We start from the raw sequence: 16,530 nt of genomic DNA, 5'->3' as shown, positions 1-16,530 counted from the left end.
GGGGTGGTTTTACTGTCACTATTTAAATGTAAAGGTGTTATTATAAAAACACAAGATTATAAGGAAAATGACAAATTAGTTTGGATGTATACCGATACTTTGGGAAAAATAACTATCATAGCAAAAGGAGCAAAAAAAAGTAAGAGCAAGCATTTAGCAGCTACTCTTCCTTTATGCTATGGAGAATATTTGGTTTTTAAGGGTAAAAGTTTGTATAACTTGCAAGAAGGTAAAATAATCAATTCTTTTCAAGGGTTATTAGACAATCTTGATAAACTTACATATTCTTCATATATTTGTGAGTTAATTGATATAGCATTGTTAGAAGGAGAAAGTAGTGGATGGCTTTTTAAAGAGTTTATAACCATATTATATTTATTAAATACAGATGCCATAGATTATGAAATGCTTATAAGATGTTTTGAATTAAAACTGTTAAAAGCTACTGGCTATGGATTAACTTTAGATTATTGTACAATATGTAAAAAGAAAATTTCTTCAACTAATTATATTAGTTTATCCTATTATGGTGGAGTATGTGATGCGTGTAATAAAGAACATGGACTATTTATATCAAAGGGAGCCTATAATGCCTTAAGATTTCTATTGAATACTCCTTCAGATAAGATTTATAAATTGAATCTTTCAAAGGATATAAAAAAAGAAATTGAAAAGGTAACAACTCTTATAATTTCTTCTAATTATTCCAAGAAACCAAAAAGTTTAGAAATGTTAAATTATTTAAAGGAGTGATTTATATGGAAAAAATTACGTTGGAAAATGTTGATAAGGTAAAAGAAAGAACTGGAGTTAGCTATGCTAAGGCTAAAGAAGCGTTAGAGTTTAGTGAGGGCGATGTATTAGATGCAATAATATACATCGAAAATGAAAATAAAGCTGATGGTAGTTTTTCAGAAGAAATGGAAGATGATAACGGACAAAGTATAGAAGAATTTAAAGTATGGTTAAAGGAACTTATCAGAAAAGGTAATGTAGCTAGAATAAAAATCAAAAAAGACGACAATGTTTTAGCAGATGTTCCTGTAAATGCAGGAATTGCTGTAAGTGTAATAGCTATAATTATGCCATCTATATTAGCTTTCGGGGTAATAGCTGCAGTTGCTACAAAAATCACTATAGAAATTACAAAAGTTGATGGATCTGTGGAAGTAGTAAATAAATATGTAACTAAAGCTGCAGATGAAGTGAAGGAAAAGGCAAATGAATTTGCAGATGCTATTAAAAATAAGTTCAATGAAGTAAAGGAAGATGTTTCTGCAAAGAAAAATTCAAACGAGGAAAAGGAATATTACGGAAACGAAACTGTCTATAGTTATACAGTTAATTTTGAAGATGACAAAGATAACGAAAATAAAGAAAAATAGGATAAAATGTTATAAATGTGAGTTAATTTAGGAATATTGAAATAATTTGTTTGATTTTTCTGAAAATTAGGTATAGTCAAAAAGGTATAAAGTGGTATAATTATACTGTAGTGAGAAATTAAAACAATTTGGTTTTTATATTCCCAAATTTTCTCTGAAAAGAGGGATTGTATGAAATTGTCAGATAGGCAAGAAGAGATAATAAAGTTAGTTAAGGAAGGACAGCCTGTCACAAGTGAAGCTTTAGCTGAAAAATTGGGGGTTACTAGAGCTGCGCTAAGAGCAGATTTAGCTATTCTTACTATGATAGGAATATTAGATGCAAGGCCCAAAGTAGGATATGTTTATTCTGACAAGCCTAAAAGCAGCATGCTTTTTGATTATATCAATGATATAAAGGTATCTGAAATAATGTCAAAACCATCTATTATCAGCGAAAACACTATGGTTTATGATGCAATCGTATACTTGTTTTTAAATGATGTCGGGACTGTTTTTGTTGAGAATAATGGTTTTTTAGTAGGAGCTGTATCTAGAAAAGATTTTTTGAAAATTTCAATTGGTGGTACTGATATTCATAAAGTTCCAGTAGGAATAATTATGACAAGAATGCCTAATATAATATGTGGAAATTCAGAAGATAGTGCATATGAGATGGCAAAAAAAATTATAGAACATGAGATTGACAGTATACCAATAGTTGAAACCCTGAAGTTAGATGGGGAAAAGGATCAATATAAAATTATAGGGAAGGTTTCAAAAACCAATATCACAAGGTTATTCGTGAAAATGGGTAAGAGCGAGTAACATAAGGTGCAACTACCGGAGCGCAATAGTTCTGTTAGTATATATCTAATTTGTATTGAACGGAGGAGTATTGAGATGGAGAGAAAGTACGTTTACCTTTTTAGTGAAGGAAATGCAAGCATGAGAAATTTACTAGGAGGTAAGGGAGCAAATTTAGCAGAAATGACTAACCTAGGAATTCCAGTTCCAACAGGATTTACTGTTACTACAGAAGCATGTAATAAGTATTATGAAGATGGTAAAAAGATATCATCTGATGTTATGGAACAAATAACAACAAGTGTTAAAGAACTTGAAAAGTTATCAGGAAAGGAATTTGGTAGTACTACAAACCCTTTACTTGTATCAGTAAGATCAGGAGCAAGAGTATCAATGCCAGGTATGATGGATACAATTTTAAATCTAGGGCTAAATGATGAAGCTGTGGAAGCTATGGCTAAACTTACAAACAACCCAAGATTTGCATATGACTCATACAGAAGATTCATTCAAATGTTTTCAGATGTTGTTATGGGCATTGAAAAGAGGTTGTTTGAAAATAGAATAGATGCGATGAAGGAAAATAAAGGGGTAGAATTTGATACTGAACTTACAGCAGAAGATTTAAAGGTGCTAGTAGGTGAGTTTAAGAAGATTTATAAGAATGAAAAGGGAGAAGAATTTCCACAAGATCCAAAGGTTCAATTAGTTGAATCTATTACAGCTGTATTTAGATCATGGGATAATCCAAGAGCAATAGTGTATAGAAGACTTAATGATATACCAGGAGAATGGGGAACAGCTGTAAATGTACAACAGATGGTATTTGGTAATAAGGGTGAAACATCAGGAACAGGAGTTATATTCTCAAGAAATCCAGCAACTGGAGAAAAGAAAATATATGGAGAATATTTAATGAATGCACAAGGAGAAGATGTTGTTGCAGGTATTAGAACTCCACAACCAATTTCACAATTAGAAGAGCAAGATCCAGTTATATATAAACAATTAACTGATATTATAAATACATTAGAGACTCATTATAAAGATATGCAAGACATGGAAATAACTATAGAAGAAGGTAAGCTATATTTCCTTCAAACTAGAAATGGTAAAAGAACAGCTCAGGCTGCTTTAAAAATAGCTGTAGATTTAGTTGATGAAAAAATGCTTTCTAAGGAAGAAGCAATACTAAAGGTTGAACCTAAGCAATTAGACTCATTATTGCATCCTGCTTTTGATCAAGAAGAACTTAAAAAAGCAGTACCAGCAGCAAAAGGACTTCCTGCATCACCAGGAGCTGCTTGTGGTAAAATAGCATTCACAGCAGAGGAGTCTAAAGAAAGAGCTGAAAAAGGTGAACAGGTAGTTTTAGTAAGGCTTGAAACTTCACCTGAAGACATTGAGGGGATGATAGCCGCAGAAGGTATCTTAACTGTAAGAGGTGGGATGACTTCACATGCTGCTGTTGTTGCTAGAGGAATGGGAACTTGCTGTGTTGCAGGTTGCGGAGACCTTAAAGTAGATGAGGTTAAAAGAACATTAACTGTAGGGGGTAAGACTTACGGAGAAAATGATTATATTTCAATTGATGGTTCAACTGGTAACGTGTATGTAGAAAAAGTTAAAACAGTTTCACCTGAAATATCAGGGCACTTTGCTACATTTATGGGGTGGGCAGATGAAATTAGAAAGTTAAAAGTTAGAACAAATGCAGATACTCCAAGAGATACAAAGCAAGCAGTTGAATTTGGAGCTGAAGGTATAGGATTATGTAGAACAGAGCATATGTTCTTTGCTGAAGATAGAATAATGGCTGTTAGGGAAATGATAGTTTCCAAGAATGAAGAGGAAAGAAGAAAAGCGTTAGATAAAATACTTCCAATGCAAAGACAAGACTTTATAGAAATTTATGAAGCTTTAGAAGGAAAACCAGCAACAATTAGATTTTTAGATCCACCTCTACATGAGTTTGTACCTCATAGTGATGAAGATATAGAAGCTTTAGCTAAGGAGATGGGATTGGAATTTGCTGATTTAAAGGCTACAGTTGAAGGATTGCATGAATTTAATCCTATGATGGGTCATAGAGGATGTAGATTGGCTGTATCTTATCCAGAGATAGCTGAAATGCAAACCAGAGCTGTAATAGAAGCTGCCATAGAAGTTAGAAATTCAAAAGGATATAATGTAATTCCTGAAATAATGATTCCATTAGTAGGCGAGATTAAGGAATTAAAATATGTTAAGGATGTTGTAGTTAAAACTGCTGAAGAAGTAATGAAAGAAAAAGGTGCTAATTTAGAATATCATGTTGGTACTATGATTGAAATACCAAGAGCAGCACTTACAGCAGATGAAATTGCTAAGGAAGCTGAGTTCTTCTCATTTGGAACAAATGACTTAACTCAAATGACTTTTGGCTTCTCAAGAGATGATGCGGCTAAATTCTTAGGAGCATATTATGAAAAGAAAATTTATGAACAAGATCCATTTGCTAAGTTAGATCAAACAGGTGTTGGAGAGTTAGTTAAATTAGCAACTGAAAAAGGAAGAGCAACTAGACCTAATATTCATTTAGGAATATGTGGAGAACATGGAGGGGATCCATCATCAGTTGAATTCTGTCATAATGTTGGACTCGATTATGTATCATGCTCACCATTTAGAGTTCCTTTAGCAAGACTTGCAGCAGCTCAAGCACAAGTAAAAAATAAGAGATAAATAAAAAATTCCTGCAATAAATCATATATTGCAGGAATTTTTATTTAATTTCCTAGAGTCCAATTGTTTTTAGACAATCTATTAGTAATATAATTAATAAAATTAAGTTGATTTTCATTTCTAGCACTTGCTTTATTAATTAAGGTTTGGAAAGATGTTTTGCTACATTTATTTATGTTTTTATAATAATCTCTAGATATTTTCCAATACTTTTGTGGAAATGCAATATAAGATATTATATACTTTATATCCGACTTAGTTAATGGTTTATAAGTGTTATATGCTTTAAGAATTGACATAGCTATGTCGATGTTCCAGTTAGTATTTTCTCTTTTTAAAAGTCTTCTCATAAAGTAAGAAAGATCATGAGCACAATAGTCTAATCTGCATTTGTCAAAATCTATTATCCATAATTTTTTATCAGATGAAAAAATGATATTTTTATTTACATAATCACCGTGACATAAAGATATGGATAAATCTTTTGAATTTATATTTGAAGAGAGTTCTAATGATATCTTACATAATTCTAAGTTAACATCAAAATCATCAATAAATTTTTTTGAAAATGAGTCTTGGATTTTAAAAGCCAAATTTGAGATTTGTAGAAGTTGTTCAAAGTGTTTTGAATTTGAAATATATATATTATCAAATCCAGTTCGGATTATGCTACCGTAAATAGGGGTAAAGTTCTGGGAACATTTATGTAGTTTTGCTAGTTCTATTGAAGAAGAAATTACATCGTTGAATTTATCAAAATTACATTTTATACCCTCAATCCAAGGAGTAAGTATGAAAAGCATATCATTATACTCTACAAATCTACCATTATTAGAAGAGGGCAGAAGTTTAGGAACATTCAAGTCATTTCTATAAAGCCATTCTAATGAAGAATAAACGTATAAAAGTTCTTCCTCTGGAAAGTAAACTTTTTTTAGACAGTATGAATGGGAGTTGAAATCTATTCTATAGACTGCTCTTTGCTTATCAGTATCTTTGAATTTTACCATAGAAACATTTGCTTCGAAGATATTAAAGTATGGTAAAATGTTTTTTAAAATATTTTCTTCATAGAAGACTGATTTGTCTGGGTTACACACTATACTACTCATTTGATTCTCCTTAAAGATTACTCATTACTATGATATTAATTTAATTCCTTAAATATACTATAGAGATTTTCAAAATTTTAATATTTTTAGATATAAAATTAATGTTTATGCAAATAATATTTACATGCAATAAATAAAGGATTTAGGAGATAAGTATAGAATAATAAAAAAGAGGTGATGATATATGAACGTAAGGGAAAAAATTGAAAGCTCTGAGAGGTTGACATTAATAAAAGAGGCTGCTTTTTCATCTCAGACTAATGGTAGAGAGATAGATGAAGAAGTGGATAATTTTAGAACCTGTTATATGATTGATAGAGATAGAATAATTCACTCAAAATCCTTCAGAAGGCTTAAACACAAAACACAAGTTTATATAAAAACCTTTGGAGACCATTATAGAACTAGATTAACTCATACGTTAGAAGTTAGCCAAGTAGCAAGAACTATAGCTGTTGGAATTGGATTAAATGAAACACTTGTAGAAGCTATTTCGTTAGGGCATGATTTGGGGCATGTTGCATTTGCACATAATGGAGAAGAAGTTTTAAATGAATTTTTGCCTCAAGGATTTAGACACAATGAACAAAGTGTAAGAGTTGTAACGAAATTAGAGAAGGAAGGTAATGGTCTTAACCTTACTGAAGAAGTAATAGATGGAATACTTAATCACAGCGGTCTTAGTAGTAACAATAAAGGTGCAAGAACATTAGAGGGAAGAATAGTTCAATATAGTGATAAGATTGCATATATTAATCATGATATAGATGATTCTGTAAGGGCTGGTTTGTTAAGTGAAGAAATTTTGCCTAGGGAACTTTGTAATGTGCTTGGTCATTCTCATTCGGATAGAATAAATACTTTAGTATCGGATTTAATAAAAACATCGAAAAAAAATTTAGATAATGGAATTCGTGAAGTTGGTTTAAGTTCAGAAATTGGGGAAGCAATGAGAGAACTTAGAACTTTTATGTTCAAAAATGTCTATTTAAGTGATGAGTTAAAAGAAGAAAGAAAGAAGGCAAAATTTGTTTTAGAACAATTAATAAAATATTTTATGAAATATCCAGAGCAGATGCCTAAACTTTATTTTGATATTGCTAATGTAGAAAGTAGAGAACGTGGAGTATCAGATTACATAGCAGGAATGAGTGATGATTATTGCTTGAATTTATTCAACAAAGTATATGTACCAAAATTGGTAATATATTAAATTATAGAATAATTTACCCTTGAATGTGAGAAAATAATAGAGTAGAAATAAAAATCATTTAATTTGAAGAAGGATTTTAAACTAGCATGTCGAATAATATAAAATTGGTGAAAAATTTTTTTGTAAGGAGGGAGAATACTCCTTGCGTATTTCAGAAGATATTATTGAAAAAGTTAAACAAGAAAATGATATTGTAGATATAGTTTCTGAATCAGTTAAGCTTAAGAGAACAGGAAGAAATTACATGGGACTTTGTCCGTTTCATAATGATAAGTCTCCTTCATTCTCTGTATCGCAGGATAAGCAGATATATAAATGCTTTTCTTGTGGAGAAGCTGGAAATGTCATTACTTTTGTAATGAAACAAAGAAACTTAAACTTTATTGAAGCAATAAAGCTCTTAGCTGAAAGGGTTAATGTTCCTCTAGATTTAGGTAATGGAGAGCCTAGCAATATTTCAAGAAAAAAAGATTTCCTGTTTAAAGTAAATGTTGAAACAGGTAGGTTTTTCTTTAATAATTTAATGGCTAATAAAAAAGCAAAAGAATATTTTTTAAATAGAGGAATTCAGGAATCTACAATAAGAAAATTTGGATTAGGATACGCTAAGGATAGCTGGAGTAATTTAATCTATCATTTAAAACGAATTGGAATCAAGGATGAGTTAATGCTTGAAGCTGGTTTGGTTATAAGAAATGAAAAAAAGAATACAATTTATGATAGGTTTAGGAATAGAGTCATATTTCCCGTCTTTGATATAAAAGGGAGAGTAATTGGGTTTGGCGGAAGAGTTTTAGATGATTCAAAACCTAAATATTTAAATTCACCAGAAACTTTAGTTTTTCGGAAGGGTACTAATTTATATGGATTAAATCTTGCCATTAAAAGTAAAGTGGAAGATAGATATTTTGTAATTGTAGAAGGATATATGGATTGCATATCCCTTCATCAATATGGAATTACAAACGTAGTTGCATCCTTAGGAACTGCTTTAACGGTAAACCAAGCAAGACTGTTAAAAAGATATGCTGATAAGGTTATTATTTCTTATGACGCAGATGTGGCAGGGCAAACAGCAACTCTTAGAGGACTTGAAATTTTGAGAGACGCTGGGTTTGATGTTAGAGTTCTTATTATTCCTAAAGGAAAAGATCCAGATGAATTTATCAGATCCAATGGTAAAGCTGCATTTTTAAAATTAATTGATAATGCTGTTCCTTTAATAAATTATAGGCTAAAGAGGGCGGAAGAAGGAATTAATTTTAAGGATGAACAATCACTTATTATTTATGGGGAGAGAGTTACTGATATTTTAGCTGACTTGAATCCGGTTGAGAAAGACGTATACATAAAAAAAATATCAGAGGATACAGGATTAAAAGAACAATCTTTGTATGATTTGTTAAGAATGGCTAAAAACATAAAAGAAGAGCCTTTTATGAATAAAAAGGAAGAAATTGGAACAAAATTATATGTAGAGCCAGGTTATATAAAAGCAGAGAAATCTTTGATTAAGTTAATGTTTAAGGATGAATATTATGAGGTTATAATTAAAACTCTATCTATAGAAGATTTTAATTTAGAAGCCCATAAAAAGATATTTTCTTTTTTATGTAGAGGAAGAGAAGAAAAAGTTGAAAATCTTTTATCCTATGTCGAAAATAGTTGTGATGATATTGAATCTTCAAAAGAATGGGTAAAAATTAAAGAAATTGAGGTTTTAGAAGCTCAAGATACAGAAAAATTAATAGAAGATTATATTAATAAAGTGAAATCATTTAAGCTACAAGAGAGGATTGAAAGTCTTAAAAAAGAGCAAAAGAAATTGGAACAAAAGGGTATGATTGAAGAATCAATAAAACTTGCTGTTGAACTTAAAAAGTTAACAGAGGAGTTAAAGGTACGGAGGTGTTCTAATGGTCATAGCGAAAGGAGGTAACAATTAAATGGCAGAAGAAACAAAGACAAAGGCATCAAGTAAAGATAATGGTAATAAAGATAAGAATGCAAAGATGTCCGTAGTAAAAAGTTTAATTGAAAAAGGTAAAAAGAGCGGCACTTTAACATATAAAGAAATAATGGATGAAATAGAGAACATAGAACTAGGTACTGAACAAATTGAAAAAATCTACGAGGTGCTAGAATCAATGGGAATAGAGGTCATCGGAGATTTAAATGGAGCAGAAGAGGAAGAAGAAGAAGAAATAGATTTATCTGTTCCAGAAGGAATTGCTATAGATGATCCTGTAAGAATGTACTTAAAGGAAATAGGGAAGGTTCCACTACTAACATCTGAGGAAGAAATAGAACTTGCTGAAAGAATTGAAGATGGAGATTTGAAGGCTAAGAAGAAGTTGGCAGAAGCGAATCTTAGACTTGTGGTAAGTATAGCAAAGAGATATGTGGGTAGAGGAATGCTGTTCCTAGATTTAATACAAGAAGGAAATTTAGGACTTATAAAAGCAGTAGAGAAGTTTGATTATAGAAAAGGGTTTAAATTTTCAACATATGCTACTTGGTGGATTAGGCAAGCGATAACAAGGGCTATTGCTGACCAAGCGAGAACTATTAGAATTCCAGTTCATATGGTTGAAACAATAAATAAGCTTATTAGAGTGCAAAGACAGTTACTACAGGAGTTAGGAAGAGATCCTTTCCCAGAAGAAATATCAAAGGTTATGGATTTACCAGTTGAAAAGGTTAGAGAAATACAAAAAATTGCTCAAGAGCCTGTATCATTAGAAACTCCAATAGGGGAAGAAGAAGACAGCCATTTAGGAGATTTTATTCCTGATGATGAAGCACCAGCACCAGCTGAAGCAGCGGCCTTTACTATGCTTAAGGAACAATTAATTAATGTATTGGATACATTAACTCCAAGAGAAGAAAAAGTTTTAAGGCTTAGATTTGGGCTTGATGATGGAAGAGCAAGAACTCTAGAAGAAGTAGGTAAAGAGTTTAATGTTACTAGGGAAAGAATAAGACAGATTGAAGCTAAAGCTTTAAGAAAACTTAGACATCCATCAAGAAGTAAAAAACTTAAAGATTATTTAGATTAATATATAAAAACATCTGTTTTATGACAGATGTTTTTTAATACTAAGGGGAGTTATGTGTTTATGGAATTAAGTAAGAGACTTATGTTTATAGCTGATTATATAGATAAGTGCAATAGTATTATAGATGTTGGGACTGATCATGGATATATTCCTATTTATGCAGTTAAAAAGGGGCTATGTGAGAGGGCAATAGCATCAGATATAAATAAGGATCCGGTAAAAAAAGCTAAGCTTAATGTAGTTTTAGAGAATGTAGAAGATAAAGTAGAGGTTAGATTTGGTGGAGGATTAGAGACTGTTAAAAAAGGAGAAGTAGATTCTGTGGTTATTGCAGGAATGGGTGGAAATTTAATTAGAGATATACTTGAAAAAGATAAAAACAAGCTATTATCTTATAAATTTATGATACTTCAACCAGCTCAAAACCCAGAAGTTCTTAGAGAATATTTGTATACTAATGGATATGAAATATTGGCAGAAGATTTGTGCTTAGATGAAGGGATATATTATGAGTTGTTTAAGGTTAAAAAATCTAATTCAGTAGGGCTTACAGAATTAAATCCTATTTTTTATGAGATTTCTCCAATTTTATTAAGGGAGAAACATAAACTAATGAATTCTTATTTAGAGAGTAAGAAAGAAAAGTATGAAAAGATACTAAGATTTATCAAAGATGATAGTGAGTCAGCTAAAAAGAGAAAAGATGAGATAAGTGATAAATTAGATTATATTCAAAGATTTAAGTTGGAGGTTTCAGAATAATGACTACAAAAGTTAGAGATATAATTAAAGAGATGGAAATTATAGCTCCTCCATTTTTAAAAGAAAGTTATGATAATATAGGACTTATGGTTGGGGAAGAAGAAAAATTAGTTAAAAAAGTGCTTTTGGCTTTGGATTGTACAAAAGAAGTCATTAATGAGGCTAAAGAAAATCAGATAGATTTAATCATTACTCACCATCCATTATTCTTTAAGAAACCGAATAGAATTGTGAGGGAAGACCTACAAGGATGGAAGGTAATAGAGTTGATTAAAAGTGATATTTCACTATATTCAAGTCATACAAATTTAGATTCTGCAAAAGGTGGAATAAATGAAAAGATAGTGAAGATGTTAGGGTTTAGCCATAGCACGTTAATTGAAAAGAGTTCAATAAAGGGATATGAGGATTCAGGAATAGGAAGATTTATAGAATTAAATGAAGAGCTTTCAGTAGAAGTTTTTATTAAAAAGATTAAAGAATCCTTAAATATCGAAAATATGAGAGGTGTAATAGCAAATAAAAGTATTAAAAGAATAGCTATAATAAATGGAAGTGGGCAAGATTTCTTTGGTAAAGCTCTAGCGTTGGGAGCTGATTGTATAGTTACAGGAGATACTTCTTATCATTTTGCTTTAGATTACAAAGAACTTGGTGTTACTATATTAGATCCGGGACATTTTTCAACAGAATGGATTGTTTTTTTAGATGTTATGAAAAAGTTAAAAAGTAAATTTAATGATGTTAAATTTATATCTTCTAAAGTTAGTAAAGATCCATATAGTTTTCTATAAAAAATAAGCCATAAAGATATTTTTTATCTTTATGGCTTATTTTTATTTTATATCTGTTACTTTGGACATCTTAAATCCCTTGTTTTCTAAAGCTGTTATAACTCTTTTCAAGACTGAATCATCTTTGTAAGTATAGCTTGGAATTCCATTGTCATTAGATAAAGTTATATATGAAAAATCTAATCGAGGATGGAAGAAAAGGCTTCCCATTTTCTTTATATCTGCATTTTTTATAACATTAATGGAATTTTCAATTTTATTATCATGAATATAATCAAGTGGTGTTGATATATAATATGAAGATTTATTGTAAGGACTTAGTTGTGGTTTAGTAAGATCTATTCCGTTACGGCCTTTATCTTCAAAAGGATAATATAAAATTTTAAAGTACTCTTCAGCTATTTTGTTTTGTTCTGGTGTAATTTGATAGTGTGGTGTCTCAAAGAAATCTATTGGAATATCTAAATGCTTTGCAGTATCTATTGCCTTTTTTATTTTCTCTCTAAAGTTATCTGTTGAAGGTTGTTTGTGGCCAAATTCAACACCTAAGGCAGATTCTTCATTTCCTGCTTGATGAGTATATCCATGCAATCCTATTAATCCATTATGCATTGTAAAATAATCTAAAGTAAATATCATTTCTGCATTTTGAAAGTCATTTCTTGTCATTGGGTCGATATCAATATGGTTAGGAGGAGAAACGAACCTCGGAATCCATGCTATATGATACGGAATATTTTTCTTATAGAGATAGTTTCCTATAATTCTTATTTTATCTAGAAAATCTTTGTCATAAGGAAGAGTTGTTAAATCTATATCTTCTAACCTTAAAAATCCAACTTGGTCTATTTTGCTTTTGTATGGAATTATATTATCTTCAGTATATCCATCAGTTTTGCAGAATATAGTTTTGCTTTGGATATCCCATCTTGTATACATATTTAATATATTTGAGATATCAGAAAAGCAAATGTAATAGAATTTGTCTTGAGAAATTAATTCTTTTTTTAGTTTATAGTTATTTGAATTTAATGAAAGGGTGTTTTGTGACAAGTTTATATTAAAGGATTTATCAAGAAGATTAATTTTTAATTCTTTTTCTTCTCTTTCTAAGCTTCCAGAAAGTTTGTCGACTAAATCATTTAGACAAAAATAATATCTGTTTTTATCTAAATAAATTGGAGTGGATAATTCTATAGTTTTTCCATTAATATTTAATTTGATGTCATCTTTTTGCAAACCTAGATCTTGTAGTTTGCTGAAATCTAGTTTTGCGCTATCATCCACTTGAGGATAAGTTGGTTCCGATTTATTACCAAATAAATTACATCCAAATAATGAAAAGGTTAAAATTAGTGTTAGTAGTAGTAAAATTTTTTTCATGAAAATCCCCCCTGTTTACTGCTGTATAACTATTTTAAGTATATATGTAAAGTAAACATAAAGCAATAATATATGGCAAATATTAGCAATTTTATAAAAGCTATGAATATTATAGTAGTATGAAATTAATAAGCGATATAAATGGGGGGATTAATATTAGTAAGAGGTATAGAAATCCTTTTAGTAATTTAAGAGATAATTGTGAGAATTCATTTAATAAAGGATTTAAAAAATTCTTAAGATGGCCTATTTTTGCCATAATAAGTCCGTTCAAATGTATAATTTTAGCTGCTTTGTTGGCAACATTGCTACTATGTGGGGTGGGTTTATATGGGTTAATTGTTATAGTTTTACTGGTTCTATTATTTATATTTGTACCTTAACAAAATTTGTTGTTGTAATGTATTTGGTTATGTGTTATCATAAGTCTTGCGAGTAAGACAGGCAATCGCTGCTAGCCTTTGAGCTAGGAGAGGAAAGTCGGGGCTCCACAGGGCAGGGTGCTGGATAACGTCCAGTCAAGGCGACTTGAAGGATAGTGCAACAGAGATATACCGCCTACTTAATGTAGGTAAGGGTGGAAAGGCGAGGTAAGAGCTCACCAGCGTGATGGCGACTTCACGGCTATGTAAACCCCACTTGGAGCAAGACCGAATAGAGAGGCATTTAAGGAGTTGCCCGCTCCGCCTCTGGGTGTGTCGCTTGAGTCTATTGGTAACGATAGACCTAGATAGATGATTGCTTAATACAGGACCCCGCTTACGGCTTATCTCGTATAATTTGTTTTGAACACTAGGTTAATTCCTGGTGTTTTTTTATTTGCCAAATGGTATATAAGTAATTGTTGTATTTGGAATAAAATGCTATAATAAATATTATGTATAAGTTTTCAAAGGGGAGAATGGAATATGATTAAATTAATAGATAAGTATATAAATGCCGTTAGGGTGAGTAAATTAAATGGAGTCGTTTTTAGTATTATATTTGCTTTTCTTGTATTTTCAACTTCACATACTTACAATGTAACATATAAAGGCATTCCTAATAAAGAAAGTTTTATAACTTCAGCTGTAGCTGCTGTCATATTAGGAGTTGTTTGGTTTTTTTCATCTCTTGCTCTTGTAAAAATTTCTGATAGGATAGAAAAAAGAAAGTTAGAAGAACGTGAAAGGGAAATAGCAAAAAGAAGGGCAAAGGCTGAGAGTAGAAGTAGTGGGAAAAAAGTTAATAATAAAAAGAAGAAAAGAATGTCTTAGAAATTTTAAGACATTCTTTTATGGAAACATAAGCTACTTAAAAATTAAAGAGTTTTCTTAAATGTGAAACTTCTTTTATTATCTGTTAAATATAGCTGTAATCCACTCATTGCTTTGATGTTTTTCAATCATAGAAAAGCCATAACCTTCAACCATAGATTTTATTTTGTCAAAACTCCATTCAACTAAGCCTGAAACAAGTAGATGTCCATCTTCTTTTAGGTGTTTCTTTATAAAATTCATAAACATATGTGTTTCTTCACCACCTATATTTATATATATCCAATCAAATTCACCGTTTATTTCAACTTCATCAGATAAGGCGTCTCCAATTAAAACCTTTATGTTAGTTAAATTATTTAGAGAGGCATTAAATTCTACTTCTTCTTTGACGTCTCTTATGTCAAGGGCAACTACTTCTGTAGCACTTTTTATAGCAGTAGCTAGTGAAAGTATACCAGACCCTGTTCCTACATCTAAAACTCTCATATTTGAAAAATCCTTTGATAATATTACCTTTAAAAGATCTTGAGTTGTTTCATGAAGTCCTGTTCCAAAGGCACCTTGAGATATAAAATTGATTTTTTTCTTGCCTTCAAATTCTTCATCAGGAGAAGCGATGACATAGGTATCATCAATATGTATTGCTGGCATACTGAAATCATCATAATTTGAAGCTTCCTCAAAGACGTCAAAAGGTTTTTGATTAAGTATTGAGTTAACTTTATTCATAAAGACTTCTAAGTCCTCTAAATCTTCTACATGGCTTTCGAAAGTTACTTTAAGTGTAACTTCTTCTGATTCAACTTCTTCATAACCATAGCCGTTTTCATCAGTAGTTATTTTTAAAAGACTTTCATAGAATACATCGTATATATCATTAATTTGTAAAGCTTCTACAGCTTCATCTACTTTTGAATAAGGCATTTTATAGCAAATAATAAACATGTTAATACTCCTTTCAAAATGAAACTAATACCATATTATTATATATATATATTTATGTAAAGTAACTATAGCTTACATTTACAAAAATATGTCTCTGGGGTATCATATAAATAACAGTTAGGAAAGGATGAGATGTTTTGAAGAATATAGTTGTTTTAGATGGAAAAACACTTGGTGATGTTGATTTTAAAAAGTTAGAAGAGTTTGGGAAAGTTAGTTATTATGATAAAACTGAGCCTAAGGATGTTGTTAGCAGAGTTAAAGATGCAGCAATTATTCTGACAAATAAAGTTGCACTTAATGAAGATAATTTAAAAGAAGCTAAAAATCTTGAACTTATTTGCGAAACTGCAACAGGATTTAATAATATAGATTTGAATTATGCAAAGTCCAGAAAAATAGCAGTAACTAATGTGGCTGGATATTCAACGCCAACAGTAGCACAACATACATTTGCTACACTTTTGCATTTATATGATAAGATAGCTTATTATGATAACTTTGTTAAGAGTGGAAAGTATTCTGAGTCAGATATGTTCACAAATCTAGATATACCTTACAATGACATTGAAGGAAAGATATGGGGAATAGTAGGTTTTGGCGCTATAGGTAAAAAGGTGGCCAAGATAGCAGATGCCTTTGGAGCAAAAGTCGTTTATTATTCTACATCGGGAAAAAATAACAATGCAGATTATAAGAAAGTAGATCTAGAAGAACTTTTAAAAGAAAGTGATATTATATCTATTCATGCTCCTTTAAATGATGCTACGCAAGGGTTATTTAATTATAAAAATTTAAGCCAAATGAAGAAAAATTCAGTTTTGATAAACATGGGAAGAGGTCCAATAGTAGTAGATGAAGACTTAGCTAAGGCTTTAGATGAAGAGCTTATATCAGGAGCTGCTTTAGATGTATTTTCGGTTGAGCCAACTCCATCAAATAATCCATTACTACATATAAAAAATAAAGATAGATTAGTATTAACTCCGCATATTGCATGGGCAAGTGTTGAGGCTAGAAATAGATTATTTGCAGATTTAATTGAGAATATACATGCCTTTTATAGAGGAGAAGAAAGAAATAGAGTAGAACTATAAAAATAAGGTAT

14 protein-coding genes and 1 other RNA gene are annotated in these 16,530 nt (G+C 30.7%); 12 read left to right on the top strand and 3 right to left on the bottom strand.

The features are described 5' to 3' along the window. Positions 1-3: 3 nt before the first annotated feature. The 4 genes from recO (at position 4) to ppdK (ending at position 4,895) form a co-directional block, all read left to right on the top strand. Positions 4-753 (top strand): DNA repair protein RecO, encoded by a 750-nt coding sequence (gene recO, locus H9661_RS00280; protein ID WP_191767432.1) that lies wholly within the window; start codon positions 4-6, stop codon positions 751-753. Positions 754-758: 5 nt separating this feature from the next. Further along, positions 759-1,385: a DUF4342 domain-containing protein gene (locus H9661_RS00275; protein ID WP_143314679.1), complete on the top strand. Its 627-nt coding sequence runs from the start codon at positions 759-761 to the stop codon at positions 1,383-1,385. Between the two features lie 171 nt (positions 1,386-1,556). Then, positions 1,557-2,192, top strand: a complete 636-nt coding sequence (gene ccpN, locus H9661_RS00270; RefSeq protein ID WP_143314678.1) for a transcriptional regulator CcpN — start codon at positions 1,557-1,559, stop codon at positions 2,190-2,192. A gap of 75 nt (positions 2,193-2,267) precedes the next feature. After that, a complete protein-coding gene (gene ppdK, locus H9661_RS00265; RefSeq protein WP_191767430.1) occupies positions 2,268-4,895 on the top strand; it encodes a pyruvate, phosphate dikinase in 2,628 nt (875 codons plus the stop codon). 44 nt (positions 4,896-4,939) lie between these two features. Here ppdK and H9661_RS00260 read toward each other — a convergent pair whose 3' ends face one another. Further along, positions 4,940-6,007: a CotS family spore coat protein gene (locus H9661_RS00260; protein ID WP_191767428.1), complete on the bottom strand. Its 1,068-nt coding sequence runs from the start codon at positions 6,005-6,007 to the stop codon at positions 4,940-4,942. 184 nt (positions 6,008-6,191) lie between these two features. On the opposite strand from H9661_RS00260, the gene H9661_RS00255 reads away from it, so the two are divergent. The 5 genes from H9661_RS00255 (at position 6,192) to H9661_RS00235 (ending at position 11,835) form a co-directional block, all read left to right on the top strand. Beyond that, the gene (locus H9661_RS00255; RefSeq protein WP_143314675.1) at positions 6,192-7,220 is read left to right on the top strand and encodes a deoxyguanosinetriphosphate triphosphohydrolase; all 1,029 of its coding nucleotides are present in this window, start codon (positions 6,192-6,194) and stop codon (positions 7,218-7,220) included. A 142-nt stretch (positions 7,221-7,362) separates the two neighbouring features. Beyond that, the gene (gene dnaG / locus H9661_RS00250) at positions 7,363-9,159 is read left to right on the top strand and encodes a DNA primase (protein ID WP_191767427.1); all 1,797 of its coding nucleotides are present in this window, start codon (positions 7,363-7,365) and stop codon (positions 9,157-9,159) included. A 7-nt stretch (positions 9,160-9,166) separates the two neighbouring features. Further along, the gene (rpoD, locus tag H9661_RS00245) at positions 9,167-10,279 is read left to right on the top strand and encodes an RNA polymerase sigma factor RpoD (protein WP_143314673.1); all 1,113 of its coding nucleotides are present in this window, start codon (positions 9,167-9,169) and stop codon (positions 10,277-10,279) included. 60 nt (positions 10,280-10,339) lie between these two features. Continuing rightward, positions 10,340-11,041, top strand: a complete 702-nt coding sequence (locus tag H9661_RS00240; protein ID WP_143314672.1) for a tRNA (adenine(22)-N(1))-methyltransferase — start codon at positions 10,340-10,342, stop codon at positions 11,039-11,041. Further along, the gene (locus tag H9661_RS00235) at positions 11,041-11,835 is read left to right on the top strand and encodes a Nif3-like dinuclear metal center hexameric protein (RefSeq protein ID WP_143314671.1); all 795 of its coding nucleotides are present in this window, start codon (positions 11,041-11,043) and stop codon (positions 11,833-11,835) included. The genes H9661_RS00240 and H9661_RS00235 overlap by 1 nt, the downstream gene beginning before the upstream one ends. 42 nt (positions 11,836-11,877) lie before the next feature. On the opposite strand, the gene H9661_RS00230 is transcribed toward H9661_RS00235, so the two are convergent. Continuing rightward, positions 11,878-13,218 (bottom strand): DUF2334 domain-containing protein, encoded by a 1,341-nt coding sequence (locus H9661_RS00230; RefSeq protein WP_191767425.1) that lies wholly within the window; start codon positions 13,216-13,218, stop codon positions 11,878-11,880. A gap of 432 nt (positions 13,219-13,650) precedes the next feature. Between H9661_RS00230 and rnpB the strand changes: the two genes are divergently transcribed. Both rnpB and H9661_RS00220 read left to right on the top strand, forming a co-directional pair. After that, positions 13,651-13,996, top strand: an RNA gene (gene rnpB, locus H9661_RS00225) — RNase P RNA component class A. Between the two features lie 130 nt (positions 13,997-14,126). Then, on the top strand, positions 14,127-14,474 hold the full coding sequence (locus tag H9661_RS00220; protein WP_191767424.1) for a hypothetical protein: 348 nt from the start codon (positions 14,127-14,129) through the stop codon (positions 14,472-14,474). Between the two features lie 78 nt (positions 14,475-14,552). Here the strand turns inward: H9661_RS00220 and H9661_RS00215 are convergent, their stop codons facing one another. Beyond that, positions 14,553-15,422, bottom strand: coding sequence for a 50S ribosomal protein L11 methyltransferase (locus tag H9661_RS00215; protein WP_191767422.1), 870 nt, complete (start codon positions 15,420-15,422; stop codon positions 14,553-14,555). A gap of 137 nt (positions 15,423-15,559) precedes the next feature. Here H9661_RS00215 and H9661_RS00210 point away from each other — a divergent pair, with 137 nt between their 5' ends. Beyond that, positions 15,560-16,519: a D-2-hydroxyacid dehydrogenase gene (locus H9661_RS00210; RefSeq protein WP_143314667.1), complete on the top strand. Its 960-nt coding sequence runs from the start codon at positions 15,560-15,562 to the stop codon at positions 16,517-16,519. Positions 16,520-16,530 lie beyond the last annotated feature (11 nt).

Source organism: Clostridium cibarium (assembly GCF_014836335.1).
Lineage (GTDB): Bacteria > Bacillota > Clostridia > Clostridiales > Clostridiaceae > Clostridium > Clostridium cibarium.
Note: the sequence above shows the minus strand (reverse complement) of the source record. Positions and strands in the feature narration are given on the sequence as shown.